This window comes from Sorangium sp. So ce394 (genome assembly GCF_051474665.1).
Lineage (GTDB): Bacteria > Myxococcota_A > Polyangia > Polyangiales > Polyangiaceae > Sorangium > Sorangium cellulosum_D.
In genome coordinates, this window is sequence record NZ_CP150339.1 from 6,571,263 (window position 1) to 6,587,384 (window position 16,122).

The 16,122-nt window shown below is 71.6% G+C and carries 10 protein-coding genes; 5 read left to right on the top strand and 5 right to left on the bottom strand.

The genetic code is table 11. From position 1 onward, the window contains the following. Positions 1-82 precede the first annotated feature (82 nt). The 4 genes from WMF33_RS24165 to pucL form a co-directional block, all read right to left on the bottom strand. Positions 83-1,453: a DUF1552 domain-containing protein gene (locus WMF33_RS24165; RefSeq protein WP_437339323.1), complete on the bottom strand. Its 1,371-nt coding sequence runs from the start codon at positions 1,451-1,453 to the stop codon at positions 83-85. A gap of 1 nt (position 1,454) precedes the next feature. Beyond that, a complete protein-coding gene (locus WMF33_RS24170; protein ID WP_437339324.1) occupies positions 1,455-3,167 on the bottom strand; it encodes a DUF1592 domain-containing protein in 1,713 nt (570 codons plus the stop codon). A gap of 249 nt (positions 3,168-3,416) precedes the next feature. Then, positions 3,417-5,105 (bottom strand): lipase maturation factor family protein, encoded by a 1,689-nt coding sequence (locus tag WMF33_RS24175; RefSeq protein WP_437339325.1) that lies wholly within the window; start codon positions 5,103-5,105, stop codon positions 3,417-3,419. A gap of 33 nt (positions 5,106-5,138) precedes the next feature. Further along, entirely contained in the window at positions 5,139-5,984 is an 846-nt protein-coding gene (gene pucL, locus WMF33_RS24180; RefSeq protein WP_061627932.1) for a factor-independent urate hydroxylase, read from the bottom strand. A gap of 208 nt (positions 5,985-6,192) precedes the next feature. On the opposite strand from pucL, the gene WMF33_RS24185 reads away from it, so the two are divergent. From WMF33_RS24185 to WMF33_RS24205, 5 genes are all read left to right on the top strand, one after another. Next, complete coding sequence (locus WMF33_RS24185; RefSeq protein WP_437339326.1) at positions 6,193-7,692, top strand: cobalamin B12-binding domain-containing protein; 1,500 nt, start codon at positions 6,193-6,195, stop codon at positions 7,690-7,692. 185 nt (positions 7,693-7,877) lie between these two features. Then, positions 7,878-9,158, top strand: a complete 1,281-nt coding sequence (locus tag WMF33_RS24190) for a sensor histidine kinase (protein WP_437339327.1) — start codon at positions 7,878-7,880, stop codon at positions 9,156-9,158. Next, positions 9,155-10,324 (top strand): ATP-binding protein, encoded by a 1,170-nt coding sequence (locus tag WMF33_RS24195; protein WP_437339328.1) that lies wholly within the window; start codon positions 9,155-9,157, stop codon positions 10,322-10,324. The genes WMF33_RS24190 and WMF33_RS24195 overlap by 4 nt, the downstream gene beginning before the upstream one ends. Positions 10,325-10,395: 71 nt before the next feature. Further along, entirely contained in the window at positions 10,396-12,003 is a 1,608-nt protein-coding gene (locus WMF33_RS24200) for a M1 family metallopeptidase (protein WP_437339329.1), read from the top strand. Positions 12,004-12,012: 9 nt separating this feature from the next. Next, positions 12,013-13,098 (top strand): NAD(P)H-dependent flavin oxidoreductase, encoded by a 1,086-nt coding sequence (locus WMF33_RS24205; protein ID WP_437339330.1) that lies wholly within the window; start codon positions 12,013-12,015, stop codon positions 13,096-13,098. Between the two features lie 25 nt (positions 13,099-13,123). On the opposite strand, the gene WMF33_RS24210 is transcribed toward WMF33_RS24205, so the two are convergent. Next, positions 13,124-15,709, bottom strand: coding sequence for a glycoside hydrolase family 15 protein (locus WMF33_RS24210; RefSeq protein WP_437339331.1), 2,586 nt, complete (start codon positions 15,707-15,709; stop codon positions 13,124-13,126). Positions 15,710-16,122: the final 413 nt, after the last annotated feature.

Genomic DNA, 16,122 nt, shown 5'->3' on the forward strand with positions numbered 1-16,122 from the left:
GGCGCGGCGCCGGCGAGGTACGGCCGCGACCGAGGCAGATCGCGGCGCTATGGGGCGCGTGTGTCCCGCCGGCGGGGGGCGGTCAGGTGAGGCCGGGGAGCGGCCCGGTGCAGAACTGGGGGTCGCCGAAGGTCGTGTCGTCGGTCCCCATCGCGTTGGCGATCGAGACCAGCAGGTCGTTGTGCTGGCGGGCGGAGCCGCCGTTCGCCAGGTAGTCGACGAAGCGGCCGGTGCGGAAGGCCCCGCCCGCGCTGCCGGCGAGCAAAAACGGCATGTTCGTGAGCGCGTGCTGCGTCGACTCGCTGATCTCGGTGACCCACAGGACCACGGTGTTGTCGAGGAGCGTGCCATCCCCTTCCGCGTACGAGTCGAGCTTGCCGAGCAAGTAGGCGAGCTGCTCGGCGAACCACGTGTGGATCTTCGAGTACTGCGCCTTGCCCTGGGTGTCCCACTGGTGGGAGATGGCGTGGTGGTTCCCCTGGAGATCGAGGAACGGATAGAGGTGCTCGCTCTCGGCGTACGACCACTGGATCGTGCAGATCCGGGTGAGGTCGCACGCGAGCGCCGCGGCCGCCATGTCCATCTGGAGCTTGCCGATGGCGGGCATGTTCGCGTCGTCCGAGAGGTCGATGCGATCGCCGAGCGCCGGGCCCTGGCAGCTCGCGGTCGGGCCGCCGCCGGTCGACGAGCTGCCGCCGGCCAGGCGCGCCTCGATGTCCTGGATCGACTGCAGGTGCGCGTCGAGCTTCACGCGATCTTCCCGGCCGATGCGGGGCCGCACGTCGGCGATGTCCTCGCGGAGGATGTCGAACACGGTCCGCCGCTGCGCGCGGAGCCGATCCAGCGCATCGGAGCTGCCCTGGCCCTGGCCCGGCACCGAGGCCCCGAAGAGCTGCTGGAACGTGTCGTAGGGATCCTCGCGCGGCGGGATCGGCTGATCGGGCCCGGCGTAGCAGATCCGGCCGCGCACCTCCGCGTCGCGGACCTGGACGCCGAGCTCCAGGGTGCGAAACAGCGTCGGGGGCTTCAGCTTGTTCGCGATGTGCTGGTCGAGCGAGATCCCCGACGACCAGCCGGCGTTGTTGGAGTTGAAGCTCCGGAAATTGCCCCGGAGCAGCGCCCGCCCCGTGAGCAGGCCGCCGATGCCCCGCGCGTGCTCGGAGCCGATGTTGGAGTTGACCACGACGTTCATGTTGATCCCGCGCAGCGGGATCAGCTTCGCCTTGAACGGCGAGAGCGGCTGCAAGAGCGGGCTCAGCGTGAAGTTGGTCTCGGTGCCCTGGGGCATCCATTGCGACTCGAGCGTGCCGTTCGGCGTGTAGAACACCACGAAGCGCTTGGGCGCGGTGGTCTCGTCCCCGCGGGCCAGCTCGGAGTTGAGCAGCGGGATCGTCGCCGTCGCCGCCAGCGCGCCCTGGAGCATCCGCCGCCTGGAGATCATTCGCTGTCTCATCTCACTCCTCCTCTGCCGCGATCGCGCTGCGGAACATGAACGCCTCGGTCTGCGTGGTGGCCACGATGAGCTCCACGAGATCGCCCTCGGAGGCGTGGAACCCGCCGCGCAGCCGGTCGAGCGAGCATCCGTCGCCGTCCGTCTCGAAGCGGCCCGCCGCGTAGCGGAACCACTGTGTCGCGAGGCACTCACGGACCTGCTCGCTCCCGGCGAGCCGCTCCGCCAGCTCGCGGACGCCGACGAACGGCCCATCCACGTCCGCGGACCGGAAGATCTCGCCGGAGCTGTCGATCACCTGCCCGCCCTCCTCGGTGCGGTACGCGCCGACAGCATCGTAGTTCTCGAACGCGAAGCCGATGGGATCCATCAGCTGATGGCAACCGGCGCACGACGCGTCGGAGGAGTGCTGCTGGAACCGCTCGCGCGCCGTGGCGCCCTCCTCGCCCGTGGGCGGCGTGAGGTCGACGTCGTCCGGGGGCGGCGGCGGATCGTAACACAGGAACTTCTGCCGGATCGCCTTGCCGCGCAGGACCGGAGACGTCTGATCCGGGTGCGCATGGACGGCCAGGAACGCGGGCTGCGTGAGCAGCCCGGCGCGCTGCTCGGGCGGGAGCTCGACGAGCTGGGGCGTGGTCGTGCCGGGCGGGACCGACACGCCGTACAGCTCGGCGACCGGCTCGGTGGCAAAGCCGACGGGCAGCGTGAGCAAACTCGACAGCTTCCGGTCCCCCGACCACAGCACGTGCTCGATGAACGCGGGCGTCTCGGCGCGCATCCCCGCGACGAGCTCATCGTCGAACCCGGGGAAGGCGCTCTCCTGCTTGACGATGGTGTCGAGCCTCCCGAGGTTGAGCCACTGCTTGTAGAATTCCGCGATGGCCCGGCGCGCCCGCGGGCTCTCGAGCATCGCGCGGGTTCGCTCGGCGAGCTGCTCGCGGGTCTCGAGCAATCCGGCCTCGGCGGCCGCGAGCAGCTCGTCGTCGGGGCCCGACGCCCAGACGAGGTAGGAGAGGCGGGACGCCATCTCGTACGGATCGAGGCGCACCTTCGGCGCGGAGCCGTCGAGATCGTGGCGCAGCTCCAGGCGGAACAGGAACTTCGGCGACTGCAGCGCGGCCCGGATGACCACCTCGATCCCCTCGCGCAGCGACCCGCCCGTGCGCCCGGCGTCGTAGGCGCGCATCAGCCGGTCGACGTCCTCTGGCGCGAGCGGCCGGCGGTACGCGCGGCGGCCGAAGGTCTCGACGAACTTCCGCGCGCACGCCGCCTCCGCCTCGGCCTGGCCCTCGACGGCGGCCGGGTCGCACGGCAATAGCTTCGACAGATCGCCCGCCACGGCCTCGGCCGCGAGCGCCTCGGCGGCCAGCAGGTATTTCTCGGCGTGCAGCGACGATATCGTCAGCACCGACGCGTTGTTGTTGAACCCGCCGGCGACCTCGTCCACCGGGAATTGATCGGCAGGGGTAAGCGACGTTCCGAGCAGATCTCGAACCGTGTTGTTGTATTCGAATCGCGTCAGGCGCCGCTGCGGCGCGAGGAGCCGCTCGGTCCCCGCGCACGCCTGCGGACCGCCTTGTCCGGACCCCGGGACGTCCTCCCCGTCCCCGGCGCCCGCCGCCCCGATCGTCCCGTCGCACCCGGCCGCGAGCGTCAGCGCGAGCGTCGCGGTGGCCGCGAGACAGCCTCGCCAGCGACGAACCCTTAAGTCAGCCATACCGTGACCTCCTACCGTCGTTCACCACCTACGGTGAAGTTTCGGCACGCGCTCGGCGACTCGGGCCAAGAAAATTGCACTCACGCCGAAGCTATCGTGTCTCTCCGCGCCACCGCGCCGAAACCAGGACCGCGATCCCCTGAATGCCCGCGCTGGGGCGCCTTGATCACGAGCGCGCCAGAAATCGGACCGCGCGAGGGCGCCGGGCTGCTCCGGGGAGCGCCGGCGCGCCGCGCGCGCTCCGGAGGATTACGGGGCGTCCTCGACTCCGCTCCTGCCATCTTCGTCATCCGCGGGCGCGGCCGCGCGGGAGGCAGGCAGCCGCAGCCATCCATGCGCGGCGAGGAAGCGGCGCAGCGCCGGGTCGTCGGCGGACAGCGGCGGCAGGTACGGTCCGACGCGCTCGCGGCGCCACCACGCGCCGCTGCCGTCGCCGATGCGGGTGAAGCTGTACCGGTAGAGCTCGGCGCGGATGTACCGGGGCGGCGCGCCGGGAAACGGGTTCGTCCCGAGCAGGCGCTGCGCGCCCGGGTCGCCCGTGAGGAGCTTGTAGATGAAATGAACGAGCCACGGCTCGCTCTCGTAGCTCCCGAACGCGGCGAACCAGATCTGCCAGTCGAGGCGGTAATGGTACGGCGTGATGACGCACGGGCGCCGGCGCACGTCGCCCGGCTTGCACGGCAGGTCGTATTCGAGCCACCGCGTCCCCTCCCCGAGCGCCTCGTCGCTCGTGCCCTCCAGGATCACCTCGTAGCGCTCCCGGCCGACGCTGCCGAACGCACCATAGGTGTTCACCAGACCGAAGCTGTCGAACGTGGCGTTCATCGCCTGCCGCGGCGAGAGCAGGTTCATGACCGGGCTCACGCTGAGGCAGAGCACCAGGACCGCGAGCAGGGCGGCGGCGGCGCGGTGCGCGCGGGACGGCGAGCACTCCTGGGAGAGCGCCGCGGCGCGCTCCCTGAGCCGCGCCGGGAGGAGCCGGCCGAGGGCGCCGTCGTCGAAGCAGGCGAGCGCCGGGACGATGGTGAGCCAGTTGAGGAACGAGAGGTTGCCGCTCGCGATGAGCAGGACCTGGAAGAGCACGAGGAGCACGCCGGCCGCGTGCCGGGCGCGGCGGGGGCCGAACGCGAACCAGGGGACGACCAGCTCGACGAGGTGATTGAACAGCGCGCCGAGCGCGTGCACCGGCCGCGGGAGCTGGTGAAGGTAATAGCTCAGCGGGTTCGGCACCGGCTGCGTCTCGTAATGATAGACAAGGCACGAGAGGTCGCGCCAGCACGGGTCGCCCCGGAGCTTGATGAGGCCGGCGCCGAGCATGATCCGGAAGATGAGCCAGCGGAAGAGCCAGATCACCACGACCGGCGGCGGCGGCGACCGGAACGGGCGGAGGCCGCGCACGGGACAGAGGAAGATGGCCAGAAAGCCGGTCTCGGCGAGCTGGTGCTCCCAGCCATAGCCATAGAAGACCTGCCCGATGTGCACGAACGAGAGATAAAGCGCCCAGAGCGCGAGCTGCACGATCGCGTTGGTGACGCCGGCGCACACGGCGAGCGACAGCGCGACGCCGGCCCACGCGGCGGCGAGGAGGACGCCCTCGGAGGCGCCGAGCCACAGAAAGAGCGTGGGGAGCCGGCGGAACGCGGCGCCGGGCGAGCCGGTCACGGCGAGGAGGCGCTCGAGGAACCGGTCCGCCGGCAGGAGCCCGTCCGGGCCGAGGAGCGGGCCGAGCTGCCGGGCGAGCGAGAAGAACGCGATGAAGTAGACGAAGCCGAGCAGGCGGAGCAGGACGAAGCGCGTCAGCAGGTACGTGCGCGGAGGGCCGAGGAAGCGGCGGAGCGGGTGGCTCCGGATGCGGCGGAGGAACGCGCCGTCGTCTTCGTCGGCCGGCGCTGCTTCGTCGGCCGTCGCTGCGGCGGGGGGCGGTGCTTCGCGAGCCATCGGACGCGAGAGGATAGCCCCCCTGCGCGCCGGTCATCCACCGCGCTTCATCGTGGCATGGATGAGGCCGTGCGGCTCGTCGACGGGGACGAAGATCTCGTTGTCGTTGCCGAACCCGAAGGGCGAGAGATCGACGAGCAAGCAATGCTTGTTCGGCAGCGAGAGGCTCAGCTCGTCGACGGCCGGGCAGGCCGCGAGCACGGCCTCCCCGAGCGCGTGGATGGTGTGCTGGACCGAGAGGCTGTGTTGCTCGGCGAACGTCTCGAGCAGGGCGCGTCGGGCGCGCTCCCAGGTCGCCGTGGGGGCCTCGTCGCGGGCCGCCGCGCGCCATCGCGCCAGGATGAGCGTGGAGAGGATGCGGTCCTCCGTCTCCTTGAGCGTCGTGTACTTGTCGCGCGGGAAGCCCGAGAACGCCGAGCCGCCGGTCTTGAGGACGAGCAGATCCTCGATGCCGGACACGATCTCGACCCCGCCGGGCCCCGCCGTGATCTCCGCGGTCCGCCGCTCGGCCCCGGCGCGGAGGAAGGCGTGCCGGTGCGGCGCGCCGCCCGCGTCGATGCGCGACCAGACGTTCTCCGCGATGGCGACCCGCGCCCGCCGGGTGTGGGCCTTCCCGAGGAAGTGCTCGGCGAGCAGGACGCCGAAGTCCTCGATCGGCTCGACCGGGTGGCCCTTGGCGAGGGCGTACACGGTGTTCTTCATCGTGTCCGTGGGCAGCACCTTGCTGTTGTCGCCCCGCGTGTAGGCGTCGTCGAAATCGCCCTCGAGCTGGATGTCGACGTCGATGTCGGTGAGCTCGTGCCGCCCGTCCGCGCGGCGGACCTTGACGAGCCGCACCCTCGATTTGCCGTAGCTGTTCCGCACCAAGGAGATCGACATCGTTCTTCAGCTCCCGCGCCCGGGCAACGACGCTTCGTTGCGATGCGAGAGATACCGTACCTTGAAGCGGGACGCCCGCTCAAGCCCGGCGGGCAGCCGGCGCGGGCAGCGCCCGCGGGCAGGCGCGCGCCGCCCGCCGGAACGCCCCGGGCGGGCTCGTGCGATACGGGACGTGCGCCGGCGAGCGCGCGTCGCAAGATGGGTCGATATGGCGATCGCAGAGCGCGACAGGGCGGCGGATCGACTCCTCGCCTCCCGCGAAGCGTTGACGGCAGCCGCGCTCGGGCGCCTGCAGGGCGCGGCGGCCGCGCAGGTTGCCCCCAGCGCCCGCGAGGCCCTCGCGCGGTGCGACCTGGACCTCGGCGCGCACATCGACGCGCTCGCGGCGGCGCTGCGCGCCGGGGTCGACGAGGAGCTCGGCGAGCACTGCGCCTTCGCGGCGGTGCTCCTCGAGGGGCTCGGCGTGCCCAAGAGCGCGCTCGCCGCCGCGCTGGAAGCGCTCGGCGAGAGCATCGGCGAGCAGCTCGACCCGGCGCTCGCCGCGCTCGCGCAAGGCGTCCTCGCCGCCGGCCGGCGGCGCCTCGGCGGCGCGCCCCTCGTGACGCCGGCGGCGCTGGCGGCCGTCCCCCCGGCCGGTCCCGCGCCCGGCGAGGCCGCCTCGGCGGCGGAGGCGCTCCGCATGTCGGCGGCGCGCGTCGCCGCGATGAGCGTGGCGCTCAGCTACGCGCGGCGGCCGGCGGACGCGCTCGCCCACGGCGAGCGGCGCGCCCGCTGCCTGGAGGACGCCCGGCGCCACCTCGCGCAGCTCGCCGCGGCCGTCGAGCTGGGGTCGCCCGAGCTCTTCAGCGCGTACGCCGACTGGGCGCAGGCGCTGCTCGTCGGCTTCGGCCTCGACCCCGCCGAGCTCGTGGGCCACCTCGGCGCGCTCGGCGACGTCCTCGCGATCGCGCTGCCGGAGCACCTCGCCGAGGCGCCGCGGAGGTACCTGTCCGCGGCGATCGATCGGCTCACCTCGGTGCGCGTCGAACCTCCGAGCTTCGTCCGGCCCGAGGCCCCGCTCGGCGTGCTCGCGTGCGGCTACCTCGACGCGCTCCTCCAGCGGGACCGGCGGCGGGCCATGAGGCTCATCCGGGAGGCGGTCGAGCTGGGCACGCCGATCGGGGACATCTATGCTCACGTCCTGCAGCCGTGCCAGTACGAGGTGGGCCGGCTGTGGCAGCTCCATCAGCTCAGCATCGCCGAGGAGCACTACTGCACGGCGGTCACCCAGATGGTCATCAATCAGCTGTACCCGCTCGTCCCGAGCTCCGATCGCGCCGGCCTACGGCTCGTGGCCACCGCGGTCGACGGCAACCTCCACGAGATCGGCGCGCGCTTCGTCGCCGATTTCTTCGAGATGGCGGGCTGGGACACCTTCTATCTCGGGGCCAGCACGCCGGCCCAGGACGTGATTGACGCGGTCGTCCGCTGCAAGGCCGACGTCCTCGCGGTCTCGGCCGCGCTCGGCGAGCACCTCGCGAGCGTCGGCGATCTCATCGCCGCCGCGCGCCGCGACGAGCGGTGCAAGGGGGTCGTCGTCCTGGCCGGCGGCCGGCCGTTCTGCGCCGTCTCCGACCTCTGGAGGCAGGTCGGCGCCGACGGCTCGGCGTTGACCGCCAAGGGGGCCGTCGGCGCGGCGGAGCAGCTCCTCACCGCGCGCGCCGCATGACCTTGCCCGGCGCGCTCCGGCGCCGATCTTGCCAGCGCGGGCGAGCGGCGGCGCCAGCGCGGTACGGTTTCGTCTAGCGAGCTTCGCGCCAGCCTGCCAAGAACAGGTCGTCCCGACCGGAACGAGAGGCCCGGAGTCCGATGGCACCGCGCGAGCCGCGAAGCACAGGAGATAACGAAGAAGAGATGGGATTGGCCCTGCCGGCGACAGGGCAGCTCGACGGCAGGGTCGCAGAGCTCGCCGGCTCGTTCCTCATGGACTCCACCGCGCTCGCCGTGGGCGTGTTCGCGCCGGACGGCGCGCCCCGGCTCGCGAACCGCGGCATGCGCCGGCTGCTCGGACGCGCGGATGAGCCGGCCCGCCTCGTCAGCCCGAGCATTCCGCAGCTCGCCGCGGCGGCGCGCGGCGGCGACGCGCCGGTCCACCGCGGCATCCTGCACTTCGGGGATCTCCGCTCGATCGCGCACAGCGTCCGCGGCGAGGTGTGGCGGTTCGACGATGCGCTGCTGATCCTCGCCGAGTTCGACGTCGTCGAGCTCGAGCGCGTGGTCGCCGAGGTGTCCGCGCTCAACTCGAGGATCACGAGCCTCCAGCGGCGGCTCGTGTCCGAGCAGAAGGCGCTCGAGAGGTCGCTCGGGCAGCTGCGCGCCACGCAATCGATGCTCGTCCACTCGGAGAAGATGAACGCCCTCGGCAAGCTCGCCGCCGGCGTGGCCCACGAGATCAACAACCCCCTCGCCTTCGTCCGCAGCAACGTGCACACCCTGGGAGCGTCGCTCGTGCGGCTGTTCGCCGCCTACGAGGCGCTCGAGGCGGCCGCGCTCCGCGAGCGCCCGGGCGACGTGGCGGGCGTCGCCGCGGCGCTCCGCGAGGACGCCGACCTCGAGTTTCTCCGCGAGGACGCGGGCGATCTCGTGAAAGGCACCCTCGGCGGCCTCGCGCGCGTGCAGAAGATCGTCGAGGATCTCAGGACCTTCGCGCGGCTCGACCAGGCGGAGGTGGAGGGCTCCGACCTGCGGGAGAGCCTGGAGAGCACCCTCGCGATCGCGGGCCCAGCGCTGCGGAGCGGCGGCGTCCAGGTGACGGTGGCGTGGGACGACCTGCCGAAGGTGCGGTGCAAGCCGGCGGAGCTCAGCCAGGTGTTCCTGAACCTGCTCATCAACGCGGCCCAGGCGGTCGAGTGCCGCGGCCCGGGGAACGGCCGCATCGCGATCCGCGCGCGGGACGAGGGGCGCCAGGTCGCCCTCGAGTTCGAGGACAACGGCGCCGGGATGACCGATGACGTCCTCGGCAGGATCTTCGATCCGTTCTTCACGACCAAGCCCGTCGGGCAGGGCACGGGGCTCGGCCTCACGATCTCGCACAAGATCGTCGTGGATCAGCACGGGGGCACGCTCGCGGTCCGCTCGACCCCGGGGGCCGGGAGCACCTTCACGATCACGCTGCCGAAGGAGCTCGATCGATGACGAGCGCGCCCGGCGAGCGCCGCGCCCTGCTCATCGTCGACGACGAGCGCGAGACCCTGAAGGCGCTCCGCCGCGAGCTCCGGCGCGACTACGAGGTCCTCACCGCGGAGAGCGCCGAAGAGGGCCATGCGCTCCTGCGCGCGCGGGCCATCCCCGTCGTCCTCAGCGATCAGCGGATGCCGGGCATGACGGGCACGGAGCTCTACGCGGCGGTCAAGGCCGAGTTTCCGGAGACCGTCCGGCTCCTCATGACGGCCTATGCGGACACGAACGCGGCGATCCAGGCCATCAACGACGGCGGCGTGTACCGGTTCATCGCCAAGCCGTGGGACCCGCCGGCGCTCGCCGCCGTCGTGCGGGACGCGTTCGCCCAGCACGATCGGCTCTGCGACCGCAATCGGCGCCTCGATCGCCTGGAGGCGAGCGCCGAGACGCTCCGCAGGGAGAACGAGCGGCTCGCCGAGCAGAGCCAGCGGAGCCATGAGCTCGTGGGCATCGCCGCGCACGATCTGCGCAATCCGATCGCGGCGATCCAGTGGTTCTCGGCGATGCAGCTCGGGGGCGCCTCCGCCGGGCGCGAGGACGCGCGCCGCCACCTCTTGAAGATCCAGGCCAACGCCGAGTTCGCGCTGCAGCTGCTCGAGGATCTGCTCGACATCACGACGCTCGAGCAAGGGAACATCGTGCTTCGCCTCCAGGACGCCGACCTGCGTGGCCTGATCGCGGCGGCGATATCGCTGAACGAGCACGGCGCCCGCCGCAAGCAGATCGCCCTGGCCATCGACGCGCCCGCCGATCTCCCGCCCGTCCGCTGCGACGTCGAGCGGATCGAGCAGGTCTTGAGCAACCTGCTCAGCAACGCCTTCAAGTTCTCTCATCCGGGCACGACGGTGACGGTGCGCGCGCGGCGGCTCGGCCAGGCGGTCGAGGTGGTGATCGAGGATCAGGGCCTCGGCATCCGCCCGGAGGAGATCAGCGGCCTGTTCTGCAAGTTCCGGAGGACGAGCACCCGGACGACGGGCGGCGAGAAGAGCACGGGGCTCGGCCTCTCGATCTGCAAGAACCTCGTGGAGCGCCACGGCGGCGTGATCCGCGTGGAGAGCGAGCTCGGCCGGGGAACGCGGGTGTTCTTCACGCTGCCGCTGGCCGTCGAGAGGAGCAGCTGAAACGACGCAGCTTTCTTCGAGCGCGATTCGCGGTCGCCTAGCATGCGCGCTCCTGCTCCAGGAGCGAAGGCATGCGGCGCACTCCCCTCTGGTTATCGATCGTGACCTCGGCGACCCTCGCGGCGGCGGCAGCCTGCGGCGACGACGAGGGCGCAGGCAGCGGCGGTGATGGCGGCGCTGGCGCGGCCAGCAGCTCGAGCACGGCGGGCGGCGACGGCGGTTCGGGCGGCGACGGCGGCTCGGGTGGCGACGGCGGCTCAGGCGGCGGCACCGGCGGCTCGGGCGGCTCAGGCGGCGGCACCGGCGGCTCCGGCGGCGCAGGCGGCGGCACTGGCGGTTCCGGCGGCGCAGGCGGCGGCACCGGCGGCTCAGGCGGCGGCTCAGGCGGCTCAGGCGGCGGCACCGGCGGCTCAGCCGGCGGCACTGGCGGCTCCGGCGGCAGCCCCGCTGCCGAGGACTGGACCCGCGACATCCTCTCGACGGCCCTCGAGCTCGACCTCGCCAGCCTGGCGGGCAGGGCGACCATCGTGCTCGCCGCGTCGGACAGCACGGCCGCGTCGTTCGAGATCGGCGACCTCGACATCGTGTCGGTCGCGGATCCATCGGGCGACCTCGACTACGCTGTGGGCGCCGGCGCGCTCCACGTCAGCGTGCCGTCGACCGGGAGCGACGCCACGGTCATCATCGATTATGCATTCAAGCCCCACGACGGCTTCGACGGGTGGATGCCGGAAGCGGGGGTGTCGTTCCTCTGGCCCTATTTCTGCGGCAACCTCTTCCCGTGCAAATCCGATCCTGCGGACGGCGTGCGGTTCACGATGCGCGTGACCGGGGTGCCGGAGGGCATGACCGCGATCTATCCGGAGACCATTCCCACCGACGCGCCCTCGTACATGCCCGCGATCGCCGTCGGCGCGTTCACCGAGCTGGATCTCGGCGTCACGACCGCAGGCACCCGGGTCAGCGTGTGGTACCTGCCCGACCAGGAGGTCGACGCCGCGACCGGCACCGCGCACCTCGTCGACGTCGTCGACTTCCTGGAGACCACCTACGGCCCCTACCCCCTCGGCGACAGCGTGGGGACCGTCTCGGCCGACTGGGGCGGCGGAGACTACGGCGGCATGGAACATCACCCCTTCTGGCACCTGTCGAGCGGCTCTCTCGACCGCGAAGAGGTCAATGCGCACGAGGCCGCCCACGGCTGGTTCGGCAACGGCGTGCGCATCGCCTGCTGGGAGGACTTCGTCCTCTCCGAAGGCACCGCCTCGTACCTGGCGGCCCGCGCGCTCGAGGAGCTCGGCGTGGAGGTCTGGCCGTCGTACGAGTGCGATCTCAAGGGCGTCTGCGACCCCGCGGACGCCAAGAACACCATCGCGCTGCCGGACACCTGCAACGAGATCGATATCATGACCGACCCGCTCTGGTCGAACGTGCCCTACATGAAGGGCGCGTTCTTCTTCCGCGAGGTGGCCGACGCGATCGGCGTCGGCGCGCTTGACCAGGCCCTCGGCGACTTCTACAGGGCGAACGTGGGGACCGCCGCGCGGACGCAGGACCTCATCGACGTCATCAAGGCAGCGACGGACAGCGCCGGCGCCGCCGCGGTCGACGCGCTCGCCGACGCATGGCTCCGCACGCTGGAGTGCCCGATCGACGTCTCGACCCTCTGCCCCACCTAGAGCCCTGCCATGTGGACCGATACCCGCCTCACCCGACAGCTCGGACTCCGTCTCCCGATCATCCAGGGCCCCTTCGGGGGCGGCCTGTCCACCACCGCCCTCGCGGCCGCCGTCTCGAACGCCGGCGGGCTCGGCTCCTTCGGGGCGCACGCCCTGACGCCATCGCAGATCGGCGATCTCATCCCCGAGCTCCGGCGGCTCACGCCGCACCCGTTCGCGGTCAACCTCTGGGTGCCCCAGCCCGGCGAGCCCACCACCATCGACGCGGCGGAGCTCGAGCGGCACGTGGCGCGCCTGCGCCCCATGCTGCGGCAGCTCGACCTGCCCGACCCCGAGGTGCCCAGCGCGTTCGCCCCGCGCTTCGAGGAGCAGGTCGAGGCCGCGCTCGAGGCGAGGCCGCAAGCCCTGAGCTTCGTCATGGGGGTCCCGCCCGCCCCGGTCATCGAGGGCGCGAAGGCGCGCGGGATCGCCGTCATCGGCACCGCCACCACGGTCGACGAGGCGGTCGCGCTCGACCAGGCCGGGGTCGACATCATCGTCGCCTCCGGCAGCGACGCGGGCGGACATCGGGGCGCGTTCCTGCGGCCCGTGCGGGAGTCGCTGGTCGGCACGCTGTCGCTCGTCCCGCAGGTGGTGGACACGGTGCGGGCCCCGGTGGTCGCCGCGGGCGGCATCGCCGACGGCCGCGGCGTCGCGGCGGCGCTCGCGCTCGGCGCCAGCGGGGTGCAGATCGGGACGGCGTTCCTCGCCTGCGAGGAGTCGGGGGCGAGCGCCGGCCACCGCGGCGCGCTGGCCTCGCCGCGCGCGCGCACGACCGTGCTCACCCGCGTGTTCTCCGGCCGCACCGCGCGGGGCATCCCCAACGCGTTCGTCGAGGCCCTGACGCCGCACGAGCACGAGATCCCGGAGTATCCGGTCCAGAACTGGCTCACGCAGCCGATCCGCCGGGCCGCCGCCGCGGCGGGGCGCGAGGATTACCTCTCGCTCTGGGCCGGGCAGAGCGCCGCCCTCGCCAGGCCGCGGCCGGCGGCCGAGCTCGTGGCGGCGCTCGTCGAGCAGGCCGAGCAGGTGATCCGCGGGCTCATGCAGCCCTGAGGGTCTCGCCCGCGCCGCCCTGGCCTTACCAGGTCACGGTGTCGTTTCGCGTGAGCGTCCCGCCGGACGCCGGGGTGTTCAGCGTGCGATTGCCCCCGCCGGGCAGGTTCTCCCAGGTGACGGAGCCATCGAAGTTCGTGCGGAGGTACTTGTACTGCACGGCGCTGCCGGCCGGCAGGTTGACGCGGTTCGTCCACACCGGGTAGCTGCGCGGATCGACCGGGATGGCGAGAGCGGTATTCCAGTTGCCCAGCGCCGCGGTGTTGCCGGTGACGTACACGTGCTGACCGACCACGGTGCTCGCGGTCACGTTGAACACGACGCTCGCCTGGCCGGACGCGGGGGGCACGACGCAGGCGTTGTAGCGGCTGCAGACCACCGACGGGATGTCGACGACCTTGCCCGCGCGGATCGACGCCAGCAGGCTGATGTACTCGCCCATGGCCCAGTTCAGCGGGCTCATCGACCTCGTCGGGGTGCCCGCCGTGGCGTTCGACGGCTTCTCGACGACCCAGCCGGTGACGTTCGTCGTCTCGCTCCACACCTGCTCCGGGATGAAGCCCTGCGGCGTCGAGAACGCCTTGACCGCGGTGAGGTAGGGGCTGCCCTTGCTGCCGAGGCCGAAGAGGGCGATCTCGTACATGCCGCGCTCGGCCGTGAAGATGGGCCACAGCCGGCCCCGGCCGCCGTTGCCGTCGAAGTTGCCGCCGCCGTCCACCGCGTTCTCCTCGCCGTACGCGTCGTAGTTGTAGCGGAACCAGGCGTCGCCCTTGCCGGCGATGGTCCGCTTCAGGACATTGTCGTAGATCTTCATCGTCGCCACGATCGACGCGTCGTCCGGGCGCTTCACCCCCATCCTCACGAGCTCGAGGAACCCGCCGTCGACGATGTAGCGATGGTCGTGCGTGCCGCCGCCGTTGCCGATGGTGAGGGGGGTCGCCGCGTCCGGCCCGGACACGGGGTTATAACGCTGCGGCCCTGTTCCGACATTGCCCGGCAGCGACGGGTTGATGCGGACATGATAGCTGTGCTGGCCGTTCACCTCGTGAAAGCCGGTGGTCGTGAACGTCCAGCGGTCGACGTTCTGCTGCCAGTAATCGGCGGCGGCCATGTAGCGGGCCGCGCTGGTCGTGTCGCCGTTGTCGCGCGCGATCGCGGCGGCGCAGACGAGGCCGGCGATCTCGGCGGCGATGGTCGACGGCGAGTATCCGGAGTTCTCCTCCCAGCGCTCCTGCTGGGTCCAGGGGCCGGTGTTGACGATGTAGTCGGCGGTCTTCTTGATCTTCGACCACAGCGGGTTGTACACCGACGGGCCGAGGCGCCAGGCCAGGATGATCGGCATCGCCTGCTCATCCATCTGCGTGCCTTGCCAGTACTGCCACCCGCTGACCCAGGCGTTCTGCGGGAAGCGGCCGACGCGGCTGTAGCCCTGCGGGCAGCTCGGCGCGTTGTACTCGGAGGTGCCGCAGTCGCTCGACTGCTGGAGCGTGTTGAACAGGTAATTGACCACCGAGGTCGCGGTCGCCGTGTCCCCGGCCGTCACCAGCGCGCTGGCGAACTTGAACAGATCGCGCGGCCAGACCAGGTGATAGCCGCCGTTGTTGGCGTCGCCGTTGGTCTCGCCCCACGGCGTGCCCATCCCGGCGATCATGGCGCCGTTCGACTTGTCCTGGATCGTCTTCAGCGACATCGCCGCGAGGTAATACTGATCGTCGGCGGTGCCGCCCTGGTTGTCGAGCCCGCTCGCGTAGGCGTTCCACCCGCTGTCGTAGGTGGTTCGCAGGGTGGTCAGGTTGCTGCCGAGCGTCGCGTTCGCGGTGGTCGTCGCCTCCGCCTCGGTGGCGCCGAAGGCGAGCACCACGTCGAACGAGACGCTGGTGACCGCGCTCGCGCCGAGATCGACCCAGCCCATCTGCGCCACGTTGCCGCCGCTCGCGAGGTCGTTGCGCCAGCTCATCGTCTTGTCCGAGCTGCCGCCGAGCAGGTCGGTCCAGCCGTCGGTCGCGCCGACGAAGCCGCTCGACACCATCGGCAGGCCGCCGCTCGTCAGCACCTTCCACGGTTGCGAGGTGGCGAGCGCCGAGAAGCGGTTGTTCTCCGAGGCGACGAGCATCGTGCGCCCGCCCGCCGCCACGGTCTTCGACGTGTCGCCGCCCCCGGAGTTGTCCATCGCCGGGTTGTGGAGCAGGTAGAGGTTGAACTGGGTGACGTTCCTGCCGTTCAGCGCGTCGAACTGGACGCGCTGGATCAGCGCGTTGCGCCCCGGATCGGTGAAGATGCTCTTGGTGATCCGCCAGTTGTGGGGGATGTTGCTGGTGACCGCCTGCCACCGCATGGATCGCTTGTCCGGCTGGGTGACGGTGTAGCTCTGCTGCTGCTTCTCCTCGTCGACGAACGTCTTCGCCGTATCGCCCACCATGAACTGCAGGTCGACGGTGTTGACCGTGTCGAGCACCGGATAGAACACCTCGGACACGATGCCCCGGTACCCGGTGAAGTAGACCCGCGAGGCCGAGGTCGTCGACGTGCCGAGGAACGACTTCTCGGCAGGCCCCCACACCGACGCTGCCCCCGCGCCCGCCGCGCTGAGGCCGGCGGCGGCGGCTCTCACATCGCTCGCCGCCGCCTCGCCGCCCTGTTCAAACGGGACGGCCGACGCCCCGAACGAGGCCTCCTCCGCGCCGACCGCACAGCCCGCCAGCCCCAGCGCCAGATGACAAATTATAGCTCCACAAGAAATCCGGTTCCGCATCACGCCATCCCCTTTCCGCCCGGGCAGCCGCCGCGCGAGGGCTCTCCACGGCTGCCATAAGCCAGCGACTTGATTGATGTTTCCACGTGGTGCAGGCGATCCGCGGCAGCGGCCCCCTGCGCTCTGCTCGCTCCTGCGCCGCGTGGAACGCCGGCAATCTTTCAGCTTAGCACGCAAACAACGCGCTCTCGCGCGCCGCCATGCCGGGCTCCAGGCGAGGACAGCGACGATGCGCCTTACGCATCGTGTCGACGCGGTGTTCTCGGCGGCGT

Bases quoted from the DNA above. Each gene is read 5' to 3' on its own strand.
- WMF33_RS24165 (WP_437339323.1), bottom strand. From the start codon at position 1,453: ATGAGACAGCGAATGATCTCCAGGCGGCGGATGCTCCAGGGCGCGCTG.
- WMF33_RS24170 (WP_437339324.1), bottom strand. From the start codon at position 3,167: ATGGCTGACTTAAGGGTTCGTCGCTGGCGAGGCTGTCTCGCGGCCACC.
- WMF33_RS24175 (WP_437339325.1), bottom strand. From the start codon at position 5,105: ATGGCTCGCGAAGCACCGCCCCCCGCCGCAGCGACGGCCGACGAAGCA.
- pucL (WP_061627932.1), bottom strand. From the start codon at position 5,984: ATGTCGATCTCCTTGGTGCGGAACAGCTACGGCAAATCGAGGGTGCGG.
- WMF33_RS24185 (WP_437339326.1), top strand. From the start codon at position 6,193: ATGGCGATCGCAGAGCGCGACAGGGCGGCGGATCGACTCCTCGCCTCC.
- WMF33_RS24190 (WP_437339327.1), top strand. From the start codon at position 7,878: ATGGGATTGGCCCTGCCGGCGACAGGGCAGCTCGACGGCAGGGTCGCA.
- WMF33_RS24195 (WP_437339328.1), top strand. From the start codon at position 9,155: ATGACGAGCGCGCCCGGCGAGCGCCGCGCCCTGCTCATCGTCGACGAC.
- WMF33_RS24200 (WP_437339329.1), top strand. From the start codon at position 10,396: ATGCGGCGCACTCCCCTCTGGTTATCGATCGTGACCTCGGCGACCCTC.
- WMF33_RS24205 (WP_437339330.1), top strand. From the start codon at position 12,013: ATGTGGACCGATACCCGCCTCACCCGACAGCTCGGACTCCGTCTCCCG.